The sequence below is a fragment of the Gordonia sp. NPDC003422 genome, from assembly GCF_053588675.1.
In genome coordinates this window covers 15,238-41,839 of the sequence record NZ_JBSFQL010000036.1, presented here as the reverse complement: position 1 = coordinate 41,839, position 26,602 = coordinate 15,238, and the positions used below count along the sequence as shown (strand labels likewise).

Below are 26,602 nucleotides of genomic sequence, written 5' to 3'. Positions count from 1 at the left end.
ATGGCCCACCCCAAGCCCCCACGACACGCCGGACCAGTCACGACCGGCTCAGCTGACGTCAGGACCGAAACCCCACCACCCCCTGGGACTCTCCCACAAAGAAGCGACCGAGGTCACCAACGATCCACAGCCTCCATGATCAGCCACCCCACCCGCGGTGACCACCCGAGCACACTTCCCGCCTCCACGATCGCCGCCGCAGGCGGCGGGTGGGTCGCTGATCCGAAGAGTTCTGTGACTAGTGCTCTGGCCTGCGCATAAGTGTCCACCACCCCACCGCTCTCTGAGGTACCCGAGGCGCCAGGTGAGGGATGCCTCGAAGGGCAGGCGAACGGGCCACGTCAGCGAGGCGCCGGACCACTGAAAGTAGGGGAAGGTTTTTCCCCTACTTTCTGCCCCTGCTTGTTGAGTCGTCCGCGAGAAAGTTCGCGGGGAGGACTCCAGGGGTAGGGGACGAGTTTCTTCCCCTATTTTTCGTGGATCATCGTTGCCGCGTCGCGCTCCACGGCCCTCTTCCCGCCTCCACGATCGCCGCCGCAGGCGGCGGGTGGGTCGCTGACTCGAAGGCAACGCTTGTGCGGTCGATGCCCTCCATTGATCAGGCTCAGGGGTGGCGCGGAACCCGCCCGAGTTGTTCTCCGATCAGAATGGCGAGGTTGTTGCCGACCAGGTTGACGAACGCCCGCCAGGTTGCGGGGTTCAACGCCATCGATCCCTGGTCGCTGGTGGTGCAGCCGCGTCGAACTGGCTTGCGGGCCAAGCGGTCAGCCATCCACACCACACCGGGGGCAAATCCTTCGACCGCCAGGGTGATGTGCTCGCTGAAATGGTCGCGGGTGTACTGCACGCGTGCGCCCGGATCGGCGCAGTAGGTGCGCACAAGGGTGTTGACCGGTCCGACAGGCGCGATCCAATCGGGGTTCGACTGGTAGATGAACATCGGAAACGTGGGTACGGACTTGCCCATTCTCATCTGGCCCAGCACTTTTCGTGGAGTGGGATAGCTCAGTGGATCGCCCGGCAGGTTGATCAGACCCTTGATGTTGACGAACGGGGCGAGTGCTGCCTGATAGGTCAGGCAGAGTGGACTCTTCACCGTCAGCAGCGCCCGGCCGAGAGGGTTCACATGGCGCTGCAGGAAGCGATCGAGTTCCGGGTACTCGCGGCTCACACCGATGATCCCGGCCATGATGAGGCCCGACGCCGCATTGCCGTTCGCCAGGTTGACCAGCGCTCCGATGTCGGCGGGGACACCGCCTTCGGCGGCTCCGACGATGGGTAGTTCTGGCGCGTAAGACGCGGCGAGCTCAGCCGCCCACCCGGTCGCGATCGACCCGCCGGAGTAACCCATCATCCCTACGCGCAGATCGTCTTTCAGTCCCAGCGGTCGGAAGTTTCGGGCACCGCGGATTCCGTCGAGCGTGATGCGGCCCGCGAGAGGGCCGGCAGCGAAGGCGGACTGAGGTCCTTGATGGTCGGGAATCACCACGGAATACCCCGCACCGACCAGCGACGTGATCTGCAAGACTTCGTACTGCGAGTCGACCGAGCCGGAAATCTGCCCGGGAATCGATGCCAACTGCATCACATACGAAGGGGCGCAGTACATGGCGGTCGAGTCCTCGGCAGACTGCCAAGACACCAGCTTCGACGGACCCGGACGCTGCGGACCGCGCGGTTTGAGTAGTGTCGCCACCGCCGGGATCGCTTCCCCGCGGGTGTTCGTCGAGCGGTAGGAGATCTGCCATGCGTCCACGTTGATCGGAATCGCCGAGAACGCAGCAAGATTGACGCGCCGGGCCGCGATCAACTCACCGGGCTTCTTCGACTCGACCACCCGCTGCGGCGGGAGATAGAAGGCGCGGTCGAACTCGGGGATCGCCGGCGGGACCGGAAAGGGCAGTGCAGGCTGCACCGGCACTGCCGACGCGTGCCCCGTGGCCAGAACGGAACTTCCGACGAAGGTCGTGACAAGCAATCCGATGATGAGACCAATTGCCTGAGCGCGCAACGTCGTCGACCCCCGACACATACAACCACCCCTTGTCCAGTTGTGAGACACCTGCGTCTCACATTCCTAGTGAAGATACACAGATGTGGTCTGCGCCACAAGGGTGGCGATGAGGAGGGCCAGCGGGCCTCGACTCTCGAGTCAGAGGGTGGTGAAGGCGAGCAGGATGTCGGCGAGTACGTCCACGATGTCGCCGAGTGGCGCCGGGTCGTCGGACGAACTCCATCGGTGGACGAGTCCGGTGAGGGCGCCGACGAAGCCGATGGCGAGGTGGCGCTGTCGATCCGAGGGTGGGCGCGCGGCGACGTCGGCCATCGTTGCGACGAAGAAATCGACCCACTCCTCGCGTCCGTCGATGCGGTGCTGCTCGACGCGACTGCTCACGCCGACCACCTGGACGAACGAGACTTCCGCGCGCCGCGGATCGGTGCCCACCGAGGACATGTAGGCGCGCATCGCTGTGGTGGCCAGGTCACGGAGATCGCGAGAAGGATTGTCGGACAACGCCTCCGAGACCGCGAGACGGGCGCCTCCCTGGATCTCGTCGTAGATCGCGATGAGGAGGTCCTCACGATCGGCGAAGAGCTCATAGAACTGCCGTCGCGACAGTCCGGCGGCCTTACAGAGGGAGGTCACCGACGACGCCGCGTAGCCCTTCGTCGAGAACTCATCGAGCGCCGCGTCGAGGAACCGACGGCGGCGATCGGCCAGCCGGTCGCTCACAGCGCGCCCACCGTAGGTTCGTTCTGCGGCGGTCATGATGAGCTCATCAGGTCCCGAGTCGCTGCGCCCGAAGGTCGTGCCCCTTGGAGGTCAGGCACCGACCGGTGGGCAGGTCCCATTGCCAGCCGTGCAGATTGCAGGTCAGCTTGTCGCCCTCGATGACACCGAACTTGCCGAGGTCGGCCTTGAGGTGCGGGCAGCGACGCTGCATCTCCCAGCCGTCCTTGGTGATCGACGCCGAATCGTCGTGTGCCTCGGCAAACCAGCCGTCGGCGTAGGCAATTCGCTCGTCGGTGAGGCATTTGAAGAAGGTGTAGAGGAACTCGTTGTACCCGCCGATCCGCCACGTGGTGAAGCGGGTGGAGAGGAAGATCGTGTTGACCCAGTCGGGCTCGTTGTCGCGAAGGACGGTCCGCACCAGCTCGGTGGCGATGCGGAATCCGTAGCGGTACTTGCCTTCTCCCTCCTTCGGCTCGCGCACGATGCGGTTGGGGAAGTCGATGACGACGATCTCGGTCTCGTCGGTGGTCTCCTTCGACGAACTGTGCGGCGTCATGACGAGACCGACGGGATAGCCGATGCCGTCGCAGATGAGGTCCGATTGCGCCATGATCGGCTCGAACAACTCACGAAGCTGCCCGATCAGCGGCTCGCCCTCGGCCGGGGCCCAGGTTGCCTTGTCGGCGGCGATGATCGGGGCGAACTTCTCCTTCATCCGCTCGAGGTAGGCCTGCTTGTTCTCGCCGAACACGTCGTGCGGAGCGTAGGGATAGCTGACCTCGTTGAGCGTCGATCCGGTGAAGTCGGCGACCGACCCCGACACCATCATCAGGCCACGATGACGCTCGCCGTCGTCGGTGCCGTGGATGCGCATCTGCTCCAGGAACGTCTCTTGGTCGGGGAAGATCGACGTGACGTCGGCCGGCCGAGCATTCTCCGGGTCGTCGATGCCGGAGCCGAAGTCGTTGAGCCCGAACAACTCCTCGTCGAGGAACATCGGCGGACCGGCCGACGGGACCACCCATGTCGCGCCGACCTGCTCGATGTAGGAGCGGGCGCGATCCATGCCGCGCTGACGCTTCTGCGACGCGAAGTTCGCCTTCGACTTGCGCGGGATGTCGTAGACCATCGGGTACCAGATGGCTCCCGAATACTGCAGCAGGTGGACGTCGACGCCACCGAACGCCTCGTCGATGACGTCGAGGTCGATGGGCCGGGCGTCGTTCATGTTGAAGCACACGGTCTCGCCGTCGGAGACGATGAGGCCGGAGTCGCCGATCGGGCCGTCGGCGGGGGCACGCAGCGCGATGATCATGACGTCGAGCGAGCCCTTGTCGTTCGTCACCGTGGTCTTCACCGAGTCGGTGGTCTCCACAAAGGTGTGGAAGCCGAGCTTCTCGAGTTCGCGCTTGAGGTCCGGCACGGGGTAGTCGGGCAGCAGGACGGTGGCGTCCTTGTTGACGTTCTCCCGCAGGTTGCGCTCATCGAAGTGGTCGCGGTGCAGGTGTGAGACGTAGAGGTAGTCGCACTGGCCAAGCGCCTTCCAATCCAGCTCGGAGTTGTCCGGGAACGGGATCCAGGAGGCGAAATAGGTGGGGTTCACCCACGGGTCGCAGAGGATCGACCCGGCGGCGGTCTGAATGTGGAAGCCGGCATGTCCGATGCTGGTGATCTGCACGTGTGGCGACCTTTCCTGGGCTGCGCGGGCTGAGCGCGTGCGGGCATTCGACATACCAATCTAACGAGTCGCCGCCGGGCCTGTCGTGGGCCGTTGTGCCTGCAGGATTCCCGCGTGATGGCGGTCACCGCTGTTTCAGCGACCGTAGCCAGTCGTCGACAGCCCGCTGACCGGCGAGCCGCAGAACCGGTTCACCGGCGTCGATGCGTGCCTGCATCCGATCTCGGGTCTCCGGATACATCACCCACGCCCAGCGGATGATGTTCTTGTCGGGGTCGCGGCGGAACCAGTCTCGCGGGTTCTCGCGGTTGCCGTGCCAGATCCCCTCACGGCGGACACCTCGGAGAACGGTTCGGCGGGTGACGCGGAACATGACCGTGCGTCGCGCGTGGTCGGGCCAGACCACGACATCGGGACCGTCGGGCGTGTCGGTGTCCAGAAGCCCGTCGAGGCGTCGTGTCCAGACGCCGTCGATCACCCAGCCGGTCGGGTTGTCGGCCAGAAATGTGCGGACGATAGCGCGTGCGTCGTCGAGGTCACGGAACGTCCAATCGGCGTCCCAGAACACCTCGTCGAGTTCGAGTCGCGGCAGGTCCAGAATGTCCGCGACCTGACGCGCGAGGGTCGACTTGCCCGTTCCCGACACCCCGACGATGTGGATACGGCGCGGCGGATCATCCACCGCGACAGTATGCCGGGGTGCTCAGCGCGACGTGAACCGCTGCGTCAGCCGCTGGACCGACACGGGGATCTTCGACGCGGCGAAGGCGGCGCGCAGCACGCGGCTGTCGTCGCGCGGGAGGATGCCGGCGCGCTGGGTGGCGTCGATGAAGTCGTAGAGGGTTTCGCCCTCTTCCATCAGGCGGTCGGTGTTGAAGTGGTAGCGGTCGACGGCCGTGCACTGGATGAACCTGCCGTCGCCATACAGCGTCGGCGCCGAACCGTCGTACGGGTAGAGACGCAGTGCACCGGAGAAGTGGCCGCTGCCGATGTAGCGGATCATGATGCGTACCTTGCCTTCTGGCGTGATATCGACGTACACCTGGTCGGGCAGGGGGTCGTAGCGCCAGTCGGGGATCGCGTCGAAGAAGGCGAAGTTGTAGGTCACGAAGTCGTCGATGCCGACGATGGTGCGGCCGAACGTGGTCACGTCGGTGTAGCGGAGGTCGGCTGCGTAGAGCTCGTCGTTGATGCTCATGTCGCGGACCAGGAAGCTCCACCAGTACTTCTTGGCCCAGGTCATCAGCCAGGCAACGTCGTTGCCCTGGCGTTCGAGGAAGTCGAGCTTCTTGGCGAACATGTCGAACCATTCGCGGGTCTGTTCCTGCAACTCCGGTTCGGAGATGGCTCGGATCGGGACACCCCGGTTCGACTTCAGATATTCCGGTGCGGGCTTGGCCAGTCGCGGACGTGCGAGTGCTTCTTGGAAGGCCTCTTCGGTAAACATGAATCACATGATTCATGTTGAATCGGGCGATGTCAATACGCCCGATGATGCAAGGATGAGCGGGTGAGTTCCGGAAAGCTGTGGCGAGGTCAGACACTGGCGGATCGCTCGACGGACCGTCGGGCGGTGTTGCTGGACGCCGGCCGCGCACTGCTGGGCGAGGGCGGCGCCGCAGCGGTGACGATGCGTGCGGTGATTCGCGAGGCCAAGCTCAGTCCGCGCTACTTCTACGAAAGCTTCGCCTCCCGTGAGGAACTGCTCACCGCCGTGTACGACGAGGTGTCCGCGGAGCTGTTCGAGACCCTGACTGCCGTCGCGGTGACGGGTCACCCGCGCCAGGACGTGCGCGCGTTTGTCGACGCCATCCGCGACTTCTTCGAGCGGGACCCGCGCCGGGCGCGCATCCTGCTGCGCGAACCCCTCGCCGACGACACGCTGCGCGACCATCGCGCGGCGGCGACCCCGCAGTTCGTCGGCGCGGCGGTCGCGATGGCCGGTGGTCGGATCGGCGCCGACCGCGACCTCGCCATCGTCTCGACCGCGCTCTCGGGCGCACTCGTCGCGCTCTACCTCGACTACTCCGACGGACGGCTCGACGTGGAACCGGACCAGCTCGTCGACGCGGCGGTGGAGCTCATCTTTGCCATCGCGGGGGAGCAGTAGAACCGGCTCGCACGGATGACACCGCTGAAGGCCTTCGCCGGGATAATCCAGTCGATGAACCTCATCGGTGTCATCCACGCAGACCTGCATCGCAGCGTCAGTCGATCGATTGCGCCGCAGTAAGCTCAATCCATGGAACCCGTCTATGGCACTGTGATCACCGCCGCGCGACTGCTGTGGCTGGCCGAGGGCCTCAAGTTCACGATCTCGGGCGTCGAGAACGTTCCCAAGACCGGTGCCGGCGTCGTCGCCTTCAATCACACCGGCTACCTCGACTTCACCTACGCCGGCATTCCCGCCTATCTGCAGGGCCATCGGTACGTGCGGTTCATGGCGAAGAAAGAGGTCTTCGACAACAAGTACGGCGGCCCGATCATGCGGTCGCTCAAGCACATTCCCGTCGACCGTGAGCAGGGGGGCGAGAGCTACCGCACCGCCGTGGAGTACCTCAAGCAGGGGGAACTGGTGGGGGTGTACCCAGAGGCGACGATCAGCCGCAGCTTCGAGATCAAAGGATTCAAGTCCGGCGCCGCCCGCATGGCGCTCGAGGCCAACGCACCGATCATCCCGACCGTCATCTGGGGTGCGCAGCGCGTGTGGACCAAGGGTCATCCCAAGAAGCTGGGCCGCTCGAACTACAAGATCATGGTCGGGGTGGCCGAACCGCTGGAACCGACCGGCGACGCCGACGCCCTGACCGCGAAGCTGCACAAGGTGATGAGCGAGAAACTGCTGGAGCTGCAGGACGCTTACGGCGAGCACCCCAAGGGCGAATTCTGGGTCCCGGCGCGACTCGGCGGGTCTGCTCCGACGTTGGAGGAGGCGAACCGGATGGATGCCGAGGAGCAGGCCGCGCGTGCGGCCAAGCGGGCAGCCCGCGAGCAAGGTGAGGACGGATAGGCTGGTCGCATGAGTCAGAGCCGTCCGCAGAGTCGCGAACCGGTCTTCCGGACTCTCGAACTGATCGCCAACGGGCTCGTCCGCGCGCAGGGTCTCGACCTTCGGTTCACCGGTATCCAGAACATCCCGGAGACCGGTGGCGCCGTCCTCGCCGTCAACCACACCGGCTACGTCGACTTCCTGCCCGCCGCGATCGGCCTCTACCGGGCCGGACGTCGGGCGCGGTTCATGATCAAGTCCGAGGTGATGGACGTGGCGATCATGCGCTTCCTCGTCAACCACACGAAGACGGTGCCGGTGGACCGGTCGGAGGGAGCCGAGGCCTATCGCGCGGCCGTGGACTCGTTGCGATCGGGGGAGATCGTCGTCGTGTATCCGGAGGCGACCATCAGCCGGAGTTTCGAGCTGAAGGGTTTCAAGACGGGCGCGGCCAGGATGGCGGCCGAGGCGCGGGTGCCGATCGTGCCGGCCATCGTGTGGGGTGCGCACCGCCAGTGGACCAAGGGCGGTAAACGGAACATGGGGCGCAGCAAGCTGCCGGTCGCCGTGCGCTACGGCCTTCCGATCGCTGTCGATTCGGCCGCCGACCCGTCTGCCGAGACCGCCCGGCTGCGTGAGGTGATGAAGACGATGTTGCTCGAGGTGCAGGACGGCTACGGCACCCATCCCGCGGGCGAATTCTGGGTGCCGGAACGGCTCGGCGGTTCGGCACCGACGATCGAGGAGGCGGCGACCATCGAAGCCGAAGAAGCAGAGCGCAAGGCGGAGGCACGCGCTCGTAAGGCCGCCGAGAAGTCGCGGCGCGGGACGTCCTGATGGCATTCGGACCGCCGACGCTGATCGCGAGCGATGTCGATGGCACCCTCATCGACGACGAAAACCGGGTATCCGCACGCACTCTCGACGTTCTCGGGGCAGCGCGCGGCGCCGGTGCCGAATTCGTGCTGGCGACTGGTCGCCCGCCGCGGTGGATCGCCGAGATCACCGACCAGTTCGACGGCACGCAGGCACAGGTCCGATACGCGGTGTGCGCCAACGGCGCTATCCTCTACGACGTGCTGCACGATCGGGTGATCTGGTCGGCGACGCTGCCGCCACCAGTCTTGGTGAAGCTGGGAGAGATTGCCAAGCAACGGATTCCGGGATGCGGAATCGCTGCGGAGCGCGCAGGCGAGTCCGCGCACGACGCCGCGACCGCGCCCTTCGTGGCCAGTGCGGGTTACCAGCACGCGTGGCTCAATCCCGACCACGTCGAGGTCGGCGACGACGACATCTATGCCGAGCCCGCCGTCAAACTGCTCGTCCGATCGCCCGGCATGGCAAGTGGCGAGATGGCGCAGCGCCTTTTGGGGTACGTCGGCGATCTCGCGCAGATAACCTTCTCCACCGACAACGGGCTCGTCGAACTGTCGGTGCCGGGAACGCACAAGGCGTCGGGTCTGGAACGCCTTGCCGCACAAGCCGATCTGCCGTCGGATGCGGTGATTGCGTTTGGTGACATGCCGAATGACGTGGAGATGCTCTCGTGGGCTCACCACGGGGTGGCGATGGGACACGGACATCACGCCGCCCTCGCCGCCGCCGACGAGGTGACGATCGGCAACAACGAGGACGGCGTGGCGGTTGTGTTGGAGCGGTGGTTCGGCTGAGGTTCGAACGGCCGCAAGAAACTAGGGGAAGAAACTCTTCCCCACTCTTGGTGTCGTCCCCGCGAAACTTCTCGCGGAGGACTCAAGAAGTAGGGGAGGAAGTTCTTCCCCTAGTTTTGTGCGGGACCCGTACCGAAAGTCCGTGCGGTTACAGCAACCCAAGCGCGAACGACCCGACGAAGGTGCGTGCGCTGTCGCTGTTCGGCGGATGGAAGGCGCCTGCCCGCACGTCGCGGTAGAGACGTTCGAGCTCGTTGCGTCGGTGCAGCGCTCCGGCCCCGGCGACCTCGAGCGCGAGGTCGGTGACGGTGCGTCCGGTCCGGGTGCCGTTCTCCTTGGCCGCGAACAGCCGCAGCAGCGCGCGGTCACCGAGATCCTCACCCGCGGTGAGCTGGGTGGTCAGCCGGTCGAGCTGTCCCTGGGTGCCTTCGAGAGCGAACTCCGCTTCGGCGACGTGATACTGGGTGAACGGCTTGTGCGCCACCGATTCTCCCCCGAGGCTCAGCGCGGTGCGCGACGTTGCCGACGCGATCGCGAGATCCAAAGCACGACGCCCGATTCCGAGGTAGATGTTGCCCAGCAGCGGGAGAACCCAGGGGAAGATACCGGCGACGTAGCCGGTCGGTGGCTCACCAACGGCGTGGACTCCGACGGTGCGCTCACTCGGGACGAAGACGTCGTCGAGGAGGGTGTCGTGGCTGGCGGTGGCGCGCACGCTGAGCGTGTCCCACGTCTCGACCGTCGACACGCCGACCTCGTCGCGCCGGACGAAAGTGTGCACGATCTTCGGGTTGTCGGGGTCGGAGTTGTCGCGCGCATGCACGCCCAGCCAATCCCACGCCGGCGACAGGGAGGTGAAGATCTTGTGTCCGGTGATGCGATAGCCACCGTCGACCGGCGTGGCGATGGTGGTGGAGTCGTCGATGACGAGGTCGTTGCCCGGTTCGCCGTGGCCGGCGGCGATCACCTTTCCGGCAACGATTTCCTCTGCGAGCCAGAGTAATTCCTTGTTGCCGGCGTTGAGCTGATCGGCCAGCGGGCCGGTCCAGTACAGGTGCATGTTGACCCCGAGTGCGGTGGCCGGCGCAAACGCAGCCAGGCGACGCTGCTCGAGATTCAGCTGGTGCAGGCTGATGCCGAGTCCGCCGTGCTCGCGGGGGAGTGCCGCCCGCAGGTAGCCGAGCTCGCGCAGCTCTTCGAGATCCTCTGCGAAGAAACGATTCTCACGGTCGTAGGTGACGGCTCGCTCGCGGAAGCGCTCGAGGGTGTCCTCGGGGAGGACGAATTCGGTGGTGGCTTGGCTGGTGGTGCTGGTCATGGGTTACTCCTGGTCACGAATGTGCGGCGGTGTGATCGCCGTCGAAGATCTCCGGGTCGGGCAGCAACCCGAGAGCGAGGGAGATCCGGTTGGTGGCGTTGAAGATGGCGGTGATCTGGACAGCTTCGAAGATCTCGGCGTCGGTGAGCCCGAGGCCGCGCAGGCCCTCGATGTCGTCGTCGGAGACGCCACCGGGATCGTCGGTGACCGTCAACGCCAGTTCGATGAGGGCGTGTTCGCGCTCGGACAGTTCGGGCACTTCCCGGTGGTCGAGCGAAATGCGGTGTGCGAGCCAGGCATCGCCGAGGAACTGGGCGAGTTCATGTACGTGCAGGGCGTGGCAGTACGCGCAGCCGTTGCGGACCGATACGACGGTCGCAAGGATCTCCCGTTCACGTCGGGTGATCGAACTCGGCACCGACGGGTCGCCCTGGACGAGCGGGAACAGGTAGGCGTTGAGGCGTTCGAAATGCCCCTCGTCGAGTGCGAAGCCGCGAAGCCAGTTCGGGACGAAGCCGGACTCCTTCTCGGTCTGATCAAAGAGTGCGGCGAGCGAGGGGGAGAGTTGGTCGTCGGTGGGCGTGCGCAGGCGCGAGATGCGAAGCGAGGCTCCGGTGGTGGCCGTCATGAGAGTGGATCTCCTTGTGTGCCAAGTCAGTTGAAGAACTGGTCGTCGGGTGTGACCTGCAGGAAGATGGTGAACCGGTTGGCGGCGGCGAAGGCCGAGATGACGTGCACCGCCTCGAAGATCTCCTCGTCGTTCAGGCCCAGATCGCGCAGTTCGTCGATGTCGGCGTCCTCGATCTCACCGGGATGCAAGGAGAGTTTGCCTGCGAAGCGAGCGAGCGTGCGGTGCCGCGGCGAGAGTTCACGCACCTCGCGGTAGTCGATGGCGACTCGGGTGCCGAGCTTGCGGTCACCGAGCGCCTCACCGAGGCTGCCTGCGTGGTTGAGGCGGCAATAGGAGCACTTGTTCTCGGCAGAACTCACCGTGGCGAGCACCTCACGGTCGACGTAGGGCAGTCGGCCGGTGTTCGGATCGAGAAGGCCGAGGATGTAATCGTTGAACCGTGCGGCGTGCGCACCACCGAGGCTGAGCGCGCTGGCCCAGTTGGGGATGTAGCCGAGCTGACGTTCGAGCGACTCGAGTTGCTGGCGTAGATTGTCGGGAAGCTCATGGAGCTCGGGGACGCGGAGTCGAGAAATGGTTGTGGCAGAGGGGGATTCGAGAGTGTCGGTCATGGCTCTTCTCACGATCGAGGAAGCGATCGGCGGCGTGGCCGGTCGCGGGTGACTCCTCAGACGGTAGAGCCGGCCGCGAGATCGTCACAGAGATGAACTTTGCGTGATCGCAACCCGTGAGATGTTCCCCCAGATTCAGTTCAGGGGATCGAATGGACTTGTCAGGCGGACGGGACCGGTACCGGATTCGTCGGTGTCGCAGAAGGCGTCGACTCCGGCGGCTTGACGGACGCACCGCCGGCCAGGCCGCGGATCTGTGCGAGAGCCGAGTAGCCGTGTGTGCCTGGGCAACTCGTGCTGTTGTAGTCGCGGTGCCCGGCGATCATCGGAAGGGTGGTCTGCGCTCCGGCGGGAAACTTGCTGCCGGAGAAGCCTTCCGAGGTCAGGTTGGCCGTCCCGCCGGGATTGAGCCCGGCCTTGCCGAGGCGCCAGCGCAGGAACCGGGCCACCGCGGCGACCATCGCGCCGGTGGGCGGTGTCTGGTCGAGGTTGCCGATCATCGACACCCCGACCGTCGACTTGTTGAAACCGCCGGTGTGCGTGCCCTCGACGTTGCGGTCCAGTCCGCCGAACGCGCCCTCGAAGATCTGACCGTACTTGTCGACGAGCACGTTGTAGCCGATGTCGCACCAGTTGAGGGTGCGGGCGTGATAGGCGTAGATGCCTCGGACGATCTCCACCGACTGCGCAGCGGTGTACTCGTTGGAACCGGCGGTGTGATGCAGGATCGCCCCGCGGACCGTCGGCGAGAACGTGGGCTGAGAACAACGAATGGCCTCGTCGGCGCCCCACTGCGCGCGGGCCACCACCGAGGGGCCGCCGAGTAGCGGCGTGAGTAGCGAAGAGCCAAGGGACAGAATTGATTCCGGGCTGATCAGAGTTGCCTTGATGGCCGACAGTGCGGTGGTGACGAGCTTGGTGATTATCTCACTGGCAGAGCCCATGGCCAGTTGCGCCGGTCCGCCGCCCTGTGGTTCGGCCGCCGGGATGGCCAGGCCGTTGTCGGTCGCGGCGATCTGCACCTCGCGTGCGTTGCCGATCCAGATGGGTTCGGTGCCGGCCGGGTGGTCGGGGCTCGCTTCGCTCCCAGCTGCTTGCTCGAGCGCGGTCCATGCACCCCATCGCCCATTCGGACGCTTGGCGCGAACGAACATGTCGACGTCGACCGGGCGGTCCCAGGTGAAGGCGAGCATCTTGATCGGGGTGCTCCGACGAAGCGTTGTGACCGCCGCGCCCACGGGCCGGCCGTCGGCCATGCGGGGTTGGGGCGCGCGTGCTCGGGCCGTGGATCGGGGTGTGCCGGACTTCGTCGAGGTCGTTGTCGTCGTCGAGGTCGAATCCGACGTCGTGGTAGTCGTCGATGTGGAGGTCGAATCCGGAGATGAGGACGTCGTGGTGGTCGCGGTGGGCGAGCTGCTCGTCGACGTCGAACTGGAATCCGAAGACGTGGTCGTGGGCACGAGCCCCGACGGTAGCGGCACGGCCAGGTCGGGCAGCGGGAACTGGTTCGGGTCGATCTTGGGCAGCTTGATGCCGGCGGCGCCGAGGCCCGACGACGCCATGTCGAGCACGACGGTCGACAGATCGCGCAGTGGTACCTGCTCGATCGTGGTGTCGGCCACCTTCTTGGTGCGATCCACCAGCTCGGGATCGTGTTTGCTCACACTGACCACGAGCGGACTCGCCACGGCAACGATCGCGATCGTGGCCAGCACGATCGACGGTTTGGGTCGGGCATAGCGCACAGGGGCTCCTCAAGTGAACGGGGCAGGTGTGTCCGGTTGGTCCGAATGGTCGATCCGGGAGTCATCGTGGAGGCGAGGATGCCGCGTCTTCGTGCACACACGCCGCGCGTGGCAACTCGTGATGCTGTTGTTATCTTCTGGGGTTGTTGTGAACCGAGTGAGTTCACTATGGTCACTTAAGTCTCAATCGTCACACCAGTCACAGGCGTTACGTCTGAGGCGAGTGTCCAACTCAGGGATGTGTTTCCGTCAGTGCAGAAGTTCCGTCCGATGACGTGGTTGTCGGGTATGGCGCCGGGTGTACGGCCTCGCCATGCCCGTCGGCGCACGCTGTCCTGGACGGCCTTCGGATTGGCGCCGGCGCTGTTGGCCGGCGGGCTGGCGGTCGCGGGATCGACCATGAGTCAGGACGTGGAACTCTCTGTGGGTTCGACGGTGACGCTGATTGGACATGGGCACGGCCACGGGCGCGGTATGGGTCAGTGGGGTGCCTACGGATACGCACGAAAAGGCTGGCCTGCCAGTCAGATTCTGCGCCACTATTACGGCGGCACCACCGCGGGGAAGGTGGACAGGCCCGAGATCACGGTGAGACTCACCGGTCAGAACTCGGTGAATGTGCACGCGGACGCCGGGATGCGAGTCGGTGGCCAGACCGTGGCTCCCGGACAAGCGGTCAGCTTGTCCGGGACCACGGCCACCATCATGAGCGGCTGCGGCGGTGGCGCGATTCGGACCGTGCGGCTGACGGCACCGTTCGTCGAGCCGATCAGCATGGCGCCCTCTCGACCGGCGCGCGACTTCCTCAAATTCTGCGGGTCCAACACGGCCTACCGCGGGGCACTCGGACTCGACGGCGGCCGCGTCGTCAACCGGCTGCACATCGACGACTACGTCAAGGGCGTCATCCCCAAGGAGAGCGTGCCCGCCTGGGGTGACTCCGGCGGCATGGAGGCGCTGAAGGCGCAAGCCGTCGTCGCGCGCACCTACGCGCTGGCCGCCATCGCCGGCGGCAAGAAGATCGACGACACCCAGAACTCACAGGTCTACGGCGGCGTCGCGAGCGAGGATCGTCGGACAAATGTCGCGGCCGACGCGACCACCGGCCAGATCCTGCGTCAGAACGGTCAACCGGCGTTCACCGAATTCTCCGCGTCGACCGGCGGCTTCACGGCGGGCGGACGATTCCCCGCCGTCGCCGACGAGGGCGACACGGCTTCACCGAACCACAACTGGACGGCGACGGTGAGTGCCGGGAGCATCGGCTCCGCGTTCGGCGTCGGCGCGCTGCGCAGTTTCGAGGTCGTCGAGGCCAACGGACTCGGCGCCGAGAACGGTCGCGCGCTCAAGGTGCGCGCGGTCGGTTCCGGCGGCACCAAGGAGGTCACCGGCGAGCAGGCGCGGACGATGCTGCAGCTGAAGTCGTCGTTCTTCTCGGTGCAGGGACAGGCGACGAAACCGAAGATCGTGCGACCGCCGGTCGGTCCGAGCGGTGGCGCCGGAAGTCTCGATCTGGGCAGCCTCAACGGACTCGCCGACCAGATCATCCCTGGCTCGTCACAGCTGCTCTCGATCGCGACAACCGCGCTGAGCGGCAAGTTCACCGACCTCGGTGGCGTACTCGGACCGCTGGGCAAGGCGATCGGCGTGCCGACCCTCACCGCAGACGCGGCCGGCGTCATCCAGGTCTTCGAGAAGGGCATCATGTACTTCAGCCGGCAGACCGGCGCGCATGCCCTCGCCGGCCGCGGACTGCAGCGCTATCAAGCCCGCGGCGGGATCGCGGTGCTCGGCTTCCCCAAGCGCGACGCCCTGCGCTGAGCCGATCAGGCGCCGCGGGGTGCTGAGCCGATCAGGCGCCGGGACCCGCGTGCACGATCTGCAGGGCGATGTCCACGAGTTTGGTGTTCGAGTCCTGGGAAAGCCGCGCAAGCAGCGAGAACGCAGCCGTGGCGTCGATGTGGTAGCGCTCCATCAACATTCCCTTGGCCTGCCCGATGATGTCGCGCGAACTGAGCGCCGCACGTAGCTGTTCCTTCTCCCGCACCGCCCCGAACGCGGTCGCCGCATGGGCGGCGAACAGTTCGCCGAGCAGGCGAGCGTCCTTGCCGAACGAATCGGGTTCGGTGCTGTGCAGGTTGAGGGCGCCGAAATCATTGCCCTCGATATAGAGGCAGAAGCACGCCATCGATCGGATACCCAGCGCCGCTGCTGCCGGGGCGAAACGCGGCCAGCGGGGCTCGCTGCGCATGTCCTCGATCCAGATCGTCTCATCGTCGACGGCGGCACGCACGCACGGACCCTCCTCGAACTCGCGCTGGAGCTCGTCGGACTTCCCGCCGAGATCACCGACGATCACTGGTGATTCGATGACCCCGCTGCGCACGAGGGTGATGGTCGCGTACTCCGCGCCCGGGAGGGTATCGACCGCGTACTTCGACATCTTGCGCAACACCGCTTCGGTGTCGTCGCTCTGCGACCGCAACTCGTTGGCAATCCGGGTCATCTCCGACCGGTCATCAGCCCACACGGTGCGTCCTCCTTCTTGTGCCACTTGCCCCACCAGCATCCGAATCGTGATCCCCCGTAGACCAGCAATTCTAGCTTGACCTGGACGCCTGGGTCGCGGACTCGACTGCCACGAGTCCGTCGCGCTCGGCAACCCACGGCGTGTCCCCAACGGTGAACGATTCGGCCCGGAAGTCGCGGTCGGTGTAGCCGGCCCGACGAAGAAGTGCCGGTGATCTGACGAGTGCGTCGTGGACGTCGTCGCCCGACGACGGGTACTCGGCGACGTGGTGACGCCAGTGGACCGCCACTACTTCGCCGCCCGCCGTCAGCGACCTCGCAAGCCGCGAGATCAGGTCCCCAAGCGCCTCCCCGTCGAGGTAGTACAGCAATTCGCTGACCACTATGAGGTCGAATTGGGCGTCCGGCCAGTCCGTGAACGCATCGCATGTCCGCAGGCGCACGTTGTCGGCATGCCGCAGGCGGTCACGGGCGAGGCCGATTGCCCGGTCGCTGATGTCGGTGCACAGAAGTCGATCGCATCGGGTGGCCAGCGCCTCGCTCAGCACGCCGATCGAGCATCCGGGTTCGAAACCCGACAGATATCGCGGCGACGACAGCAGCGCCAAGGTCAACGCGTACTTGCGTTGCTCGTACCACCGGCTGCCGAAACCCCAGGGGTCGTCGCTGCTCTCGTACATCGCGTCGAAGTACGAGAGCGGGACGTTGCGGTGTCCCGCACTGGGCTCCGGGCGTCTCATTCGAAGACGAACTCGCGGTCGCGCAGCAGGTGGGACAGCATGTGCGCGCTGAGAACCGCCTGGTCTTCCGGTGCGGGGGACAACGGTCGTATCTGAGAGGCGAACGCGCGTACGGCTGCCCGCTTGACCCCGAGCACCCCTTCCGCGAGGGGATGGGCCCGCAACCGATCCCAGGGGATCGCGGGGTCGCCGGGGCATGCCCAGTGCCACATCCACACCGGATACATCCAGACCGGGACGTTGCGTTGCGCGCCGATCGTCTGGGCGCAGCGGCCAACCGCCTCGTGATCGGGATGACCGTCGTGGGCCCACACCGACAGCAACCCGACGCGGCTGCCGCGATGTTCGTCGAGCAGAGCACCGACGATTACGGCCATGTCGTCCTCGCGCTGTTCGAGCGAACCGTCGGGTAGTCCGCACCACCGCGGCGGATCGAGACCGAGGATGGCAGCGGCCGTGTCGAGTTCGAGGTGGCGGCGCGCGGCGAGTTGGGTCGGCGACATGGTCGGCGACCCCGGATGAGAACCGGCGCCGTCGGACAGGCACACGGTCACCACATCGACACCGGCGGCGATGGCCGAGGACATCATTCCGCCCGCACCGAGCACCTCGTCGTCGGGGTGGGCGGCGAGAACCAGGAGGACCTCGACGTCGAAGTGGGGCCGCGGCCACGGGCCCTGTCGTTCCAGCCAGCTCGCCCACACCGGTTCAGCGGTGCCGATGTCCGACGGTGGTATCGCGGCGAATCGCGCCGCGGAGACGCTCACCGTGCATGCCCGTTTCGCGTGGCCGACAGGAGCGAATCGGGTTGCACCCGACTCGGGCCCGGGATGGCTCGCCCGGCCAGCGATCCGAGAACGACGAGGTCACGGTCGGCGTGCGACTGCCGGATGTACACCATGAGATCGGCGACGGCCTGAGCGTGGTCACCATCGGCGGCCAGCGGTCCGGGACCGAGCGCCCGGCCGGTGCGGTCGATGACGGTGGTGGCCACCTGCTCGATCGACCAGCGGACCTGGTGGGCCAGGCGTTTGGTGGATTCGTGAGGGTCGGCGTCGATGCGTCGGGCGGCGTCCTGCAACTGTGCCCAGCCCGCGGCGAGGACCGCGTCGACGGCCCCGAGATGCATCCGCAGCAGGGGGTCGTCGCGACGAATGGCAGCGCGGTAGAGCGGCGCCGCCACCCGGCGAGCACCACCGAACCAGCACGCCGCCACCCCGATCGCCCCATGCCAGAACCCGGGACGCTCGAGATATGCACCTGGTGGGCCCACCGGGTGGGCCCGCACACGGTCGAGCATCACCGTGCAGGTGTTCGACCCGCGCATGGCGTCGGTCTTCCACACCGAAGGGTCGGCCCGCACCCCGCCCTGACCGAGTTCGACGGCGAACAACCGATCCCCGAGCTCCGTGTGCGCGGTGATCAACGCATGGGTGCAGTGCTGCGCTCCGGAACACCACTGTTTGGTGCCGGACAGCTCCCATTCGTCGTCGCTGCCCAACGCATTGACTTGGGTGTTGGGTGGGTCGGCCGCCCACACCCCCCAGAATTCTCCCGGCCCGACCGACGCTCCGCCGATCTCGCCGAGGATCGCGTCGGCGTCCGCATGGGCCTCGATCAGCCGGCCGGTGGCGATGTCGTCCGTGCACGCCCGGGCCAGCGCGGCAAACCGCTCGCCGGTGTGTCCTGACCCGGGTCGGGGCAGGCCGAACCGGTCGGCTGTGACCGCGGCGAACGCGGCCCCCGCATTCATTGGGCAGCCTCGGTGGCCAGTTTGCGCAGATAGGCCGCGAATCCCTCGCCCACCCGGCTCGCCACGCGTGTCGACGTGCGCACCGGCGCTGCTGCGCACCGGGTGATCGAGCTGCCGAGTGCCTGCAGGCGGTCTACGAGATCGACGTCCTCGTGCACCGCCAGCGGTCGAAAACCGCCGACGGCCACATACGACGAGGCGCGCACACCGAGGTTCGCTCCGTGCACGTGTCGATGTCCGGGGCGGTGCGAATACCGCTCGAGGTAGCGCACCTCGAGGTCGTCGGGCCACTGGCCGAAACCGTCGGGGGTGACCGTGCCGACATACGCGTCGGTGCCCGCCTCGGCCGCGTCCAGATGCGTGCAGAGCCAGTCCTCGGGGACGGTGGAATCGGCGTCGGTGGTGGCGAACCACGTGGTGGCCGTCGGGCCGGATCTCTGAGTCGCGGCAAAACCCGCGCGGCGGGCGGCACCGACGTTGTGAGCGTCGATGCTCACCGCCGTGACACCGGGTCCGAGCACCGAGGCGGAATCGTCGTCGCAGGCGTCGAGTACGACGATGATCTCGACCGGCACGGGCACCGCCGCCGCGGCCGCGCAGAGCGCGTCGACACACGGTCGCAGGGTGTGCCGCTCGTTGTGTGCGGGCACCACCACGGTGACGGAGTGGATCGGTTCGGTGCCGAAACGGCGTTGGGAGAGGTCGGCAGGCTGTGAAGGCGTCACGCGGTCCCCTGATCGAGTGGGATGGGTGTCACGGGCCGCGTGTCTTCAGACCGATGTGTTCCTACCTTACCGGGGGGAGGCGCGACTGGTAGGGCAACGTTGTGATCGGAGCCGTGGTGGCGCGGAGAACCCTCAGGTTACGTCCGTTACCCTGAGGACCCGTGGCAGCCGATACCAGTTATGACCTGATCGTCGTCGGATCCGGATTCTTCGGACTCACCGTCGCCGAGCGGGCGGCGACCCAGCTGGGCAAACGGGTCCTGGTCCTCGAGCGTCGCCCGCACATCGGCGGCAATGCCTACTCCGAACCCGAGCCGACGACCGGCATCGAGATCCACAAGTACGGTGCGCACCTGTTCCACACCTCCAACAAGCGGGTGTGGGATTACGTGAACCAGTTCACCGACTTCACCGGCTACCAGCACCGCGTCTTTGCGATGCACGCCGGTCAGGCCTACCAGTTCCCGATGGGGCTCGGTCTGGTCGCGCAGTTCTTCGGCAAGTACTACAGCCCCGACGAGGCGCGTGCGCTGATCGCCGAGCAGGCGGCCGAGTTCGACACCAAGGAGGCGGCGAACTTCGAGGAGAAGGCGATCAGCCTGATCGGCCGCCCCCTGTATGAGGCCTTCGTCAAGAACTACACCGCCAAGCAGTGGGAGACCGACCCGAAGAACCTGCCGGCGAGCAACATCACCCGCCTCCCGGTGCGTTACACCTTCGACAACCGCTACTTCAACGACACCTACGAGGGGTTGCCGGTCGACGGGTACACCGCATGGCTGGAGAAGATGGCGGCCGACGAGCGCATCGAGGTGCGGCTGGACGTTGACTGGTTCGACGTACGCGACGACCTGCGCGCCGCCAATCCCGATGCCCCGGTGGTCTACACCGGTCCGCTGGATCGCTACTTCGACTACTCGGCAGGCCGACTCGGTTGGCGCACACTCGATTTCGAGACCGAGGTACTCGACACCGGGGACTTCCAGGGAACCCCGGTGATGAATTACAACGACGCCGACGTCCCCTACACCCGGATTCACGAGTTCCGCCACTTCCACCCGGAGCGCGACTCGTACCCGACCGACAAGACCGTCATCATGCGTGAGTACGGACGGTTCGCCAACGACGACGACGAGCCCTACTACCCGATCAACACCCCCGAGGACCGGGCCACCCTCGCGGCCTACCGCGAGCTGGCCCGAGACGAAACCGCATCGGCCAAGGTGCTTTTCGGTGGACGCCTGGGCACCTATCAATACCTGGACATGCACATGGCGATCGCGAGTGCGCTCACCATGTTCGACAACACGCTGGCGCCGCACCTCGCCGACGGTGCGCCCCTGACCGAAGACAGCGGAGAGTAGATGAGTCTGAGCCCCGTGACCCAATCCGAGATCCCGACCGCCGGTTCCGGGCCGTCGAACGCGAAATCCCTTCTGCAGCGGGTGATCTTCCCGCGCGCCGGCGAACCGCTGGACGTGCGCTCGCTGTACCTGGTGGAGGATGACCGCAACGCCCGGCGCGCGCATGCGCCGAGTCGGACGTCGGTGCTGCTCGGTGCGGAGTCGCAGGTCAGTTTCGAGACCTACTTCAACGCCTTCGCGGCGTCGTACTGGCGCCGGTGGAGCATCCTGGATTCCGTCGTCCTGCGCGTCGAGGTCATCGGCTCGTGCCGGGTGGATCTCTACCGCTCCAAGATCGACGGCTCCCGCATCGGGATCGGCGGCGATCTCATCGCCACCGACGAAACCGGGCGTGGCGTAGCGGAATTCGAGCTCGACCTCGGGCCGTTCGAGGACGGCGGCTGGATCTGGTTCGACGTCACCACCGACACCGACACCGAGATCCTCTCGGCCGGTTGGTACGCGCCGATCGACGCACCCGACGGCGAGTCGCGAGTGGGCATCACGGTCGGCATCCCGACCTTCAACCGGCCGAACGACGCGGTCGCCGCACTCGCCGCGCTGACCTCGGACCCGCTGGTCGACGAGGTGATCGACGCGGTGCTGATGCCCGACCAGGGCACCCGCAAGGTGGTCGACGAGCCGGGCTACACCGAAGCCGCTGCGCGCCTGGATGATCGGCTGCACATCTTCGACCAGGGCAACCTCGGTGGTTCTGGTGGGTATGCACGCATCATGTTCGAGGCGTTGCGGCTCACCGACAGCCCGTACGTGCTCTACATGGACGACGACATCGCCATCGAACCCGATTCGATCCTGCGTGCGCTCGCGATGTCGAGGTTCGCCAAGACCCCGATGCTGGTCGGCGGACAGATGCTCAACCTCCAGGACCGCAGTCACCTGCACTGCATGGGTGAGGTCATCGACCGCAACAAGTTCATGTGGACCGCGGCGCCGTTCGTCGATTATGACCACAACTTCTCGAAGTACCCACTGCGCGACCGGGACAACTCGACGAACCTGCACCGGCGCATCGACGTCGAGGGCAACGGCTGGTGGATGTGCATGATCCCGCGCGCCTGCGCCGAGACCATCGGTCTGCCGATGCCGCTGTTCATCAAGTGGGACGACTGGGAATTCGCCCTGCGCGCAGCGAAAGCCGGATATCCGACGGCCACCGTCCCCGGAATCGCGATCTGGCACATGGCCTGGAGCGACAAGGACGACGCCATCGACTGGCAGGCGTACTTCCACCTCCGCAACCGGCTGGTGGTCGCGTCGCTGCACCACGACGGTCCGATCACCGGCATCCTGCGGTCGATGACCAAGGCGGCGGCCAAACATCTTCTGTGCCTGGAGTATTCGACGGTTGCCATCCAGAGCGAGGCGATCCGCGACTTCCTCGCCGGACCCCACCACATCCGCGAACTGCTGCCCACCGCGCTGCCGAAGGTCGCGCAGATGCGCAAGCAGTTCCCCGACGCCGTCGTGCTTCCTTCGGCCACGGAACTGCCCCGGACGTCGGGTGAGGCGACTGCGCTCGGTACCAACCCGCCGGAGGGCAAGGTGGCCAAGGCCAAAGCCCTCGCCGCGTCGGTGCGTAACAACCTGCGTCCCGCCGATCCGCGGCATCACGAAGTGCCGCAAGCGAATTACCCGCCGATCGAGGCACGCTGGTTCAGTCTCGGCCGGGTCGACGGCGTGACCGTCACCACCGCCGACGGCCGCGGGGTGGTCTATCGGCAGCGGGACCGCGAGAAGGCGATCGCCCTGGCCCGCGAATACTTCGCGCTGGTCAAGGAACTGCGGGAGAGGTTCCCGGAGATGAAGGAACAGTATCGGGCCGCGCACGCGGAACTGACCGGCAAGGAGAGTTGGGCGCGTGTCTTCGGAATCGATTGAGCGGGTAGACGACCCAGCGTTGGGTGACCCGCGCGGCGAAGTGGCCGCACTCATCGCGGTGCAGGGTGCGCTGGTGGACAAGCCGGGCGTGGTCTCCACGGCGCGGGGGCTGTCGCACTTCGGTGAACACTCACTCGGCTGGCTGGCCATCTCCGCGATCGGCTGGGGTCTGGCCGTCAAACGCAACGACCCCGCCTCCGAGCGGCTCTGGGTCCAAGCCGGTGTCGGCGCCTTCGGTGCGCACGCCGCGTCGGTGATCATCAAACGCATCGTCCGGCGGAAGCGTCCGCACGACCCGAGGATCGTCGTCGGGGTGTCGACGCCGAGCCGGCTGAGCTTCCCGTCGAGCCACGCCACGTCGACCACCGCGGCCGCCATCCTGATCGGTCGGGCCGCCGGTTTGCCGAGGTGGCTGCTCCCGGCCGCACTCGTCCCGCCTATGCTCACCTCGCGGCTCGTGCTCGGTGTGCACTATCCGAGCGACGTCGCCGCGGGTGCGGTGATCGGCGCGCTCAGTGCCACTGCGATCACCGCGGGTGACGCGCTGGTCGAGCGCACGGCCCAGACCGCGGCGGCACATCCGCGCACCACGCGGGCCGCCGCGTGGGCGGTACGGGCGTCGGCGCTCGCCGTGGCGCCCGGAAAGACGGCGCGGGTGGCGGTGCCGGCCGCAGCACGGGTGTTGAGGAGCAGGGAGAACGCATGAGCGAGGAGCCGATCGAGCACGGCAAGGTTCTCGGGCCGCCGAAGAATCTGGCGACCGGGCTGATCAAGGCCGTCCGACCGCGGCAGTGGGTCAAGAACGTCCTGGTCCTGGCCGCGCCTCTGGCCGCCGGTACCGACGCCCTGACCAACAGCGGCGCGATGGGCCGCGTCGGCATCGCGTTTGTCTCGTTCTGCATGGTCGCGTCGTCGATCTACTTGATCAATGACGCACTCGACGTCGAGGCCGACCGCAACCACCCGACAAAACGGTTTCGCCCGATAGCCGCGGGTGTGGTGCCGCGCAATCTGGCTTTCGCGCTGGCCATCGTGCTGGCCGCCGCCTCGATCGGTATCGCCTTTGTGGCCAACTGGCAGACAGCCACCACCATCGCTGTCTACCTGGTCATCCAGCTCGGCTACTGCTTCGGGCTCAAACACCAGGCCGTCATCGACATCTGCATCGTGTCGTCGGGCTTCCTGCTGCGCGCGATCGCCGGTGGCGTGGCCGCCGGCATCGAGTTGTCACAGTGGTTCCTGCTGGTCATGGCGTTCGGGTCGCTGTTCATGGCCGCCGGCAAGCGATACGCCGAACTGCAGCTGGCCGAACGGACCGGCGCCAAGATCCGGAAATCGCTGGAGTACTACACCACGACGTATCTGCGGTTCATCTGGACGCTGTCGGCGACAGCGGTGGTCGTCTTCTACGGACTGTGGGCCTTCGACAAGGGTTCCCACGACACCAACGTCTGGTACGCGGTGTCGATGGTGCCGTTCACCATCGCCATCCTGCGGTACGCGGTCGACATCGACGGCGGTGAGGCCGGCGAGCCCGAAGAGGTCGCGCTCGGAGACCGGGTTCTGCAACTGCTGGCGGTCGCGTGGATAGTATGCGTGGGTGTCGCGGTCTATGCAGTCTCCTGATCAGCGAGATCTCCAGGATGAAGAGTCCGACGATCTCGTTCTCGACGACCAGCCGACCACCCGGATCGACCGGGTAACCGACGAGCACACCGACGACGCTGCCGATTCCGCCGTCGACGAGGTCTCGACGGACGGCAGCCGACGCGGGATTCGTGCGTGGGGTTCACGCCAGTGGGTTCCGGTCATCAGTTTTGCCGTCGGCGCGATCGCGGTCAGCACGTTCTTCGCCATCGGCGCCTGGCAGCGGCGGTGGATCGCCGACGACGGTTTGATCGTCCTACGCACCCTGCGCAATCTGTTCGCGGGCAACGGCCCGGTGTTCAACGCGGGTGAGCGCGTCGAGGCCAACACGTCGACCGCCTGGACCTACCTACTGTGGTTCTGGGCGTGGGTCACCGACGGGCAACTCGAATATGTCGCGCTGTGGGTTGCTCTGGTGCTGTCGGTGTCGGCCATCCCGATCGCCATGTACGGCACTGCGCGCCTTCTGGGTTCGCGACTCGGTGGCCTGACCGGCGACGGCTGGACGCTGCTGCTTCCGCTCGGCTCGATCGTCTACATCGCCGTTCCGCCCGCCCGCGACTTCGCGACGAGCGGCCTCGAGAACGGCCTCTGCATCTTCTGGGTGGCGGTGCTCTGGTGCCAGGCGGTGGCCTGGGCCCGGCGAGGTCCGACGGGCACCCGCTCGGCGGCAGCGTTCACGCTCTTGTTGGCATTCACGGCCGGGCTCGCGCCGTTGGTCCGTCCCGAATTGGCCGTACTCGGCGGCCTGGTCCTGGTTCTGGTCTTCCTCGCGCCGCTGGGCGCGAAGATGCGGGTCGGCGTCGTGGTGGCGGCTGCGATCGTGCCGGTGAGCTACCAGATCTTCCGGATGGGCTACTACGCGTTGCTGGTGCCCAACCCGGCGGTCGCCAAGGACGCCAGCGGCGCCAAGTGGCATCAGGGCTTCGTCTACCTCGGCAACCTGTTCGGGCCGTATGTGCTGGTCCTGCCGGTGATCCTGGCCGTGATCGCCGGAGTGCTCCTGACGGTCGGAGCGCGGATGCGCGAGCGACCCGACACCGAACCCGGCGCCGGACCTGTGTCGCTGAGGACCCGGCTCGGCGGTTGGTCGCGCGGACTGCAGACCCCCAAGGCTGTGGTGATCACCGTGGTGATCGCCGGCCTCATCGGCGGCATCTACTGGATCCGCCAAGGTGGCGACTTCATGCACGGGCGCGTGCTGCTGGTGTCTCTGTTCACGCTGCTGCTGCCGGTGATGGTGGTTCCGGTGACCGTGCCCGCACATGTTCGCGCGGCGTTCCGGCGCACCCCCACCCCCGCTGACGAGGAGGTTCCGCTCCCTGAGGTGCGAGCGGAGCGAGCCTCGAAGGGCGTTGACGGTGCGTCGGAAAGCGTTGACGGTGCGTCGGAAACCGTTGACCGTGCGCCTGACCGTCGTCGTATCCGGGCTCAACTGGTCGGGGCGACTCTGATGGCGGCATTGTGGGTGACGACGCTCGTCTGGGCGATCACCTGTCACGAGAACTCCCTGCCGAATGCCGGCATCGACATCGGGCGCAGCGGCATCGTCGACGAGCGCCGGTTCTACGTCACCAACATGGGCAACGAGAACCCGGTGACCGCCGAGGACTACCTGAACTATCCCCGCATGCGGGCGATGGTCGAGATGATCGACAAGTATCGCGAGGAGGGTGGTGTCATCCTGCCGTCGTCGAGTTACGACGAGTGGTACGTCGCCCGGATGCCGGGCGTGATGCCCAAGGGCGCGGAGCGCAAGGTCACCGTCTACTTCCTAAATCTCGGCATGACCAGCATGAATGCACCGCTCGACGTGCGGGTCATCGACCAGATGGGTCTTGCCTATCCGTTGGCCGCCCATACCGAACGTCTCGAGGACGGTCGCATCGGTCACGACAAGATCCTGCCGAGCGAGTGGGTCGTCGCCGATTCGGGTGCCTATCCCCGACGCCCGGTGCTGCCCGGCTACCTCGACGAGGACACCGTCCGGCAGGCGGAAGTGGCTCTCACCTGCCCGGAGACCAAGGACCGCGAGGCCTCCTTCACGGGTCCGTGGACGTGGGCACGGTTCAAGCACAATCTGCGGGAGTCGTTCCGATTCACCGACTACCGGATCGAACGCAATCCCGAGTACGAGTTGCAGCGATGCGGATTGCCGATCCCGCCGCCGCTGACGCCGTTGCCACCGAAGTGAGTCGACTCCGCCGCATCCCGTTCGCCCTCCGGGAATCTGTACGCGGGAGGTCAGTCAAGCGCACGGTGCACCTCGCCGGGTTGAGGCGTACAGCTTTCCTGCGTGGCCTTGACCGCCGACACGAAGCTCGTGTTGCCGAAGCATGTCTCGAATCGGTAACGTTCCCGCGGACCGCGGCGATACTCAGTTCGTCGTCGAGTGGTCTGGTCGAATGACCAGGCCTGCTTCGACGGCCGCTGTGTGACTGCGATCACACGGTTTGTCTGTCCTCTGGGATTGCAATAGGCTGCCGAAACGGTGAACAAAGCTCAAGAAAGAGCTGAGAATTCTCGT

Annotated in this window: 24 protein-coding genes; 10 read left to right on the top strand and 14 right to left on the bottom strand. The window is 66.3% G+C overall.

Annotated elements, in window-relative coordinates:
• Positions 1-604: 604 nt before the first annotated feature.
• The 5 genes from ACWDTF_RS22810 to ACWDTF_RS22790 form a co-directional block, all read right to left on the bottom strand.
• Positions 605-2,032, bottom strand: a complete 1,428-nt coding sequence (locus tag ACWDTF_RS22810; protein ID WP_240857353.1) for a lipase family protein — start codon at positions 2,030-2,032, stop codon at positions 605-607.
• A gap of 120 nt (positions 2,033-2,152) precedes the next feature.
• Positions 2,153-2,770, bottom strand: coding sequence for a TetR/AcrR family transcriptional regulator (locus ACWDTF_RS22805; RefSeq protein WP_240857352.1), 618 nt, complete (start codon positions 2,768-2,770; stop codon positions 2,153-2,155).
• Positions 2,771-2,780: 10 nt separating this feature from the next.
• Positions 2,781-4,412 (bottom strand): Rieske 2Fe-2S domain-containing protein, encoded by a 1,632-nt coding sequence (locus ACWDTF_RS22800; RefSeq protein WP_449755114.1) that lies wholly within the window; start codon positions 4,410-4,412, stop codon positions 2,781-2,783.
• 124 nt (positions 4,413-4,536) lie between these two features.
• Positions 4,537-5,094, bottom strand: a complete 558-nt coding sequence (locus ACWDTF_RS22795; RefSeq protein ID WP_449755113.1) for a hypothetical protein — start codon at positions 5,092-5,094, stop codon at positions 4,537-4,539.
• Between the two features lie 21 nt (positions 5,095-5,115).
• On the bottom strand, positions 5,116-5,859 hold the full coding sequence (locus ACWDTF_RS22790; protein ID WP_355278783.1) for a nuclear transport factor 2 family protein: 744 nt from the start codon (positions 5,857-5,859) through the stop codon (positions 5,116-5,118).
• 63 nt (positions 5,860-5,922) lie between these two features.
• On the opposite strand from ACWDTF_RS22790, the gene ACWDTF_RS22785 reads away from it, so the two are divergent.
• From ACWDTF_RS22785 to ACWDTF_RS22770, 4 genes are all read left to right on the top strand, one after another.
• On the top strand, positions 5,923-6,522 hold the full coding sequence (locus ACWDTF_RS22785) for a TetR/AcrR family transcriptional regulator (RefSeq protein WP_449755112.1): 600 nt from the start codon (positions 5,923-5,925) through the stop codon (positions 6,520-6,522).
• 132 nt (positions 6,523-6,654) lie between these two features.
• Positions 6,655-7,422 (top strand): lysophospholipid acyltransferase family protein, encoded by a 768-nt coding sequence (locus ACWDTF_RS22780; protein WP_240857347.1) that lies wholly within the window; start codon positions 6,655-6,657, stop codon positions 7,420-7,422.
• Between the two features lie 9 nt (positions 7,423-7,431).
• Complete coding sequence (locus ACWDTF_RS22775; protein WP_240857346.1) at positions 7,432-8,238, top strand: lysophospholipid acyltransferase family protein; 807 nt, start codon at positions 7,432-7,434, stop codon at positions 8,236-8,238.
• A complete protein-coding gene (locus ACWDTF_RS22770; protein WP_449755111.1) occupies positions 8,238-9,071 on the top strand; it encodes an HAD family hydrolase in 834 nt (277 codons plus the stop codon). The genes ACWDTF_RS22775 and ACWDTF_RS22770 overlap by 1 nt, the downstream gene beginning before the upstream one ends.
• A 148-nt stretch (positions 9,072-9,219) precedes the next feature.
• On the opposite strand, the gene ACWDTF_RS22765 is transcribed toward ACWDTF_RS22770, so the two are convergent.
• From ACWDTF_RS22765 to ACWDTF_RS22750, 4 genes are all read right to left on the bottom strand, one after another.
• Entirely contained in the window at positions 9,220-10,389 is a 1,170-nt protein-coding gene (locus tag ACWDTF_RS22765; protein ID WP_355278768.1) for an acyl-CoA dehydrogenase family protein, read from the bottom strand.
• A gap of 13 nt (positions 10,390-10,402) precedes the next feature.
• Positions 10,403-11,017, bottom strand: a complete 615-nt coding sequence (locus tag ACWDTF_RS22760) for a peroxidase-related enzyme (RefSeq protein WP_355278766.1) — start codon at positions 11,015-11,017, stop codon at positions 10,403-10,405.
• 26 nt (positions 11,018-11,043) lie between these two features.
• Positions 11,044-11,631 (bottom strand): peroxidase-related enzyme, encoded by a 588-nt coding sequence (locus ACWDTF_RS22755; RefSeq protein WP_355278763.1) that lies wholly within the window; start codon positions 11,629-11,631, stop codon positions 11,044-11,046.
• Positions 11,632-11,792: 161 nt separating this feature from the next.
• Positions 11,793-13,376: a peptidoglycan recognition protein family protein gene (locus tag ACWDTF_RS22750; protein WP_449755110.1), complete on the bottom strand. Its 1,584-nt coding sequence runs from the start codon at positions 13,374-13,376 to the stop codon at positions 11,793-11,795.
• A gap of 288 nt (positions 13,377-13,664) precedes the next feature.
• Here ACWDTF_RS22750 and ACWDTF_RS22745 point away from each other — a divergent pair, with 288 nt between their 5' ends.
• Positions 13,665-15,197: a SpoIID/LytB domain-containing protein gene (locus ACWDTF_RS22745; protein WP_240857956.1), complete on the top strand. Its 1,533-nt coding sequence runs from the start codon at positions 13,665-13,667 to the stop codon at positions 15,195-15,197.
• Positions 15,198-15,228: 31 nt separating this feature from the next.
• Here ACWDTF_RS22745 and ACWDTF_RS22740 read toward each other — a convergent pair whose 3' ends face one another.
• The 5 genes from ACWDTF_RS22740 to ACWDTF_RS22720 form a co-directional block, all read right to left on the bottom strand.
• A complete protein-coding gene (locus ACWDTF_RS22740; protein ID WP_355278797.1) occupies positions 15,229-15,882 on the bottom strand; it encodes a GAF and ANTAR domain-containing protein in 654 nt (217 codons plus the stop codon).
• A 94-nt stretch (positions 15,883-15,976) separates the two neighbouring features.
• Positions 15,977-16,645, bottom strand: a complete 669-nt coding sequence (locus ACWDTF_RS22735) for an SAM-dependent methyltransferase (protein WP_355278758.1) — start codon at positions 16,643-16,645, stop codon at positions 15,977-15,979.
• A complete protein-coding gene (locus tag ACWDTF_RS22730; protein ID WP_433257400.1) occupies positions 16,642-17,412 on the bottom strand; it encodes a PIG-L family deacetylase in 771 nt (256 codons plus the stop codon). The genes ACWDTF_RS22735 and ACWDTF_RS22730 overlap by 4 nt, the downstream gene beginning before the upstream one ends.
• The gene (locus ACWDTF_RS22725; protein ID WP_449755109.1) at positions 17,409-18,398 is read right to left on the bottom strand and encodes an acyl-CoA dehydrogenase family protein; all 990 of its coding nucleotides are present in this window, start codon (positions 18,396-18,398) and stop codon (positions 17,409-17,411) included. The genes ACWDTF_RS22730 and ACWDTF_RS22725 overlap by 4 nt, the downstream gene beginning before the upstream one ends.
• The gene (locus tag ACWDTF_RS22720; protein WP_240857861.1) at positions 18,395-19,123 is read right to left on the bottom strand and encodes a glycosyltransferase; all 729 of its coding nucleotides are present in this window, start codon (positions 19,121-19,123) and stop codon (positions 18,395-18,397) included. The genes ACWDTF_RS22725 and ACWDTF_RS22720 overlap by 4 nt, the downstream gene beginning before the upstream one ends.
• Before the next feature lie 161 nt (positions 19,124-19,284).
• Between ACWDTF_RS22720 and glf the strand changes: the two genes are divergently transcribed.
• From glf to zomB, 5 genes are read left to right on the top strand one after another with little or no spacing between them, the layout of a single operon-like run.
• Positions 19,285-20,487 (top strand): UDP-galactopyranose mutase, encoded by a 1,203-nt coding sequence (gene glf / locus ACWDTF_RS22715; RefSeq protein ID WP_449755108.1) that lies wholly within the window; start codon positions 19,285-19,287, stop codon positions 20,485-20,487.
• A complete protein-coding gene (locus tag ACWDTF_RS22710; RefSeq protein ID WP_355278747.1) occupies positions 20,488-22,428 on the top strand; it encodes a glycosyltransferase in 1,941 nt (646 codons plus the stop codon).
• Positions 22,409-23,134 (top strand): phosphatase PAP2 family protein, encoded by a 726-nt coding sequence (locus tag ACWDTF_RS22705; protein ID WP_449755107.1) that lies wholly within the window; start codon positions 22,409-22,411, stop codon positions 23,132-23,134. Before ACWDTF_RS22710 ends, ACWDTF_RS22705 begins: the two co-directional genes overlap by 20 nt.
• Positions 23,131-24,054 carry a decaprenyl-phosphate phosphoribosyltransferase gene (locus ACWDTF_RS22700; protein ID WP_355277485.1) on the top strand — a complete coding sequence of 308 codons (924 nt, stop codon included), beginning with the start codon at positions 23,131-23,133 and terminating at the stop codon, positions 24,052-24,054. The genes ACWDTF_RS22705 and ACWDTF_RS22700 overlap by 4 nt, the downstream gene beginning before the upstream one ends.
• Positions 24,041-26,269 (top strand): flagellar motor control protein ZomB, encoded by a 2,229-nt coding sequence (zomB, locus tag ACWDTF_RS22695; RefSeq protein ID WP_355277488.1) that lies wholly within the window; start codon positions 24,041-24,043, stop codon positions 26,267-26,269. The genes ACWDTF_RS22700 and zomB overlap by 14 nt, the downstream gene beginning before the upstream one ends.
• The last annotated feature ends 333 nt before the right edge of the window (positions 26,270-26,602 follow it).

What these genes read in the sequence shown, in the direction of transcription:
- ACWDTF_RS22770 (WP_449755111.1), top strand. Translation starts at nt 8,238, where the DNA reads ATGGCATTCGGACCGCCGACGCTGATCGCGAGCGATGTCGATGGCACC.
- ACWDTF_RS22745 (WP_240857956.1), top strand. Translation starts at nt 13,665, where the DNA reads ATGGCGCCGGGTGTACGGCCTCGCCATGCCCGTCGGCGCACGCTGTCC.
- ACWDTF_RS22760 (WP_355278766.1), bottom strand. Translation starts at nt 11,017, where the DNA reads ATGACGGCCACCACCGGAGCCTCGCTTCGCATCTCGCGCCTGCGCACG.
- ACWDTF_RS22700 (WP_355277485.1), top strand. Translation starts at nt 23,131, where the DNA reads ATGAGCGAGGAGCCGATCGAGCACGGCAAGGTTCTCGGGCCGCCGAAG.
- ACWDTF_RS22725 (WP_449755109.1), bottom strand. Translation starts at nt 18,398, where the DNA reads ATGAATGCGGGGGCCGCGTTCGCCGCGGTCACAGCCGACCGGTTCGGC.
- ACWDTF_RS22735 (WP_355278758.1), bottom strand. Translation starts at nt 16,645, where the DNA reads ATGAGACGCCCGGAGCCCAGTGCGGGACACCGCAACGTCCCGCTCTCG.
- ACWDTF_RS22780 (WP_240857347.1), top strand. Translation starts at nt 6,655, where the DNA reads ATGGAACCCGTCTATGGCACTGTGATCACCGCCGCGCGACTGCTGTGG.
- ACWDTF_RS22755 (WP_355278763.1), bottom strand. Translation starts at nt 11,631, where the DNA reads ATGACCGACACTCTCGAATCCCCCTCTGCCACAACCATTTCTCGACTC.
- ACWDTF_RS22805 (WP_240857352.1), bottom strand. Translation starts at nt 2,770, where the DNA reads ATGACCGCCGCAGAACGAACCTACGGTGGGCGCGCTGTGAGCGACCGG.
- zomB (WP_355277488.1), top strand. Translation starts at nt 24,041, where the DNA reads ATGCAGTCTCCTGATCAGCGAGATCTCCAGGATGAAGAGTCCGACGAT.
- ACWDTF_RS22740 (WP_355278797.1), bottom strand. Translation starts at nt 15,882, where the DNA reads ATGACCCGGATTGCCAACGAGTTGCGGTCGCAGAGCGACGACACCGAA.
- ACWDTF_RS22790 (WP_355278783.1), bottom strand. Translation starts at nt 5,859, where the DNA reads ATGTTTACCGAAGAGGCCTTCCAAGAAGCACTCGCACGTCCGCGACTG.
- ACWDTF_RS22775 (WP_240857346.1), top strand. Translation starts at nt 7,432, where the DNA reads ATGAGTCAGAGCCGTCCGCAGAGTCGCGAACCGGTCTTCCGGACTCTC.
- ACWDTF_RS22810 (WP_240857353.1), bottom strand. Translation starts at nt 2,032, where the DNA reads ATGTGTCGGGGGTCGACGACGTTGCGCGCTCAGGCAATTGGTCTCATC.
- ACWDTF_RS22710 (WP_355278747.1), top strand. Translation starts at nt 20,488, where the DNA reads ATGAGTCTGAGCCCCGTGACCCAATCCGAGATCCCGACCGCCGGTTCC.
- ACWDTF_RS22765 (WP_355278768.1), bottom strand. Translation starts at nt 10,389, where the DNA reads ATGACCAGCACCACCAGCCAAGCCACCACCGAATTCGTCCTCCCCGAG.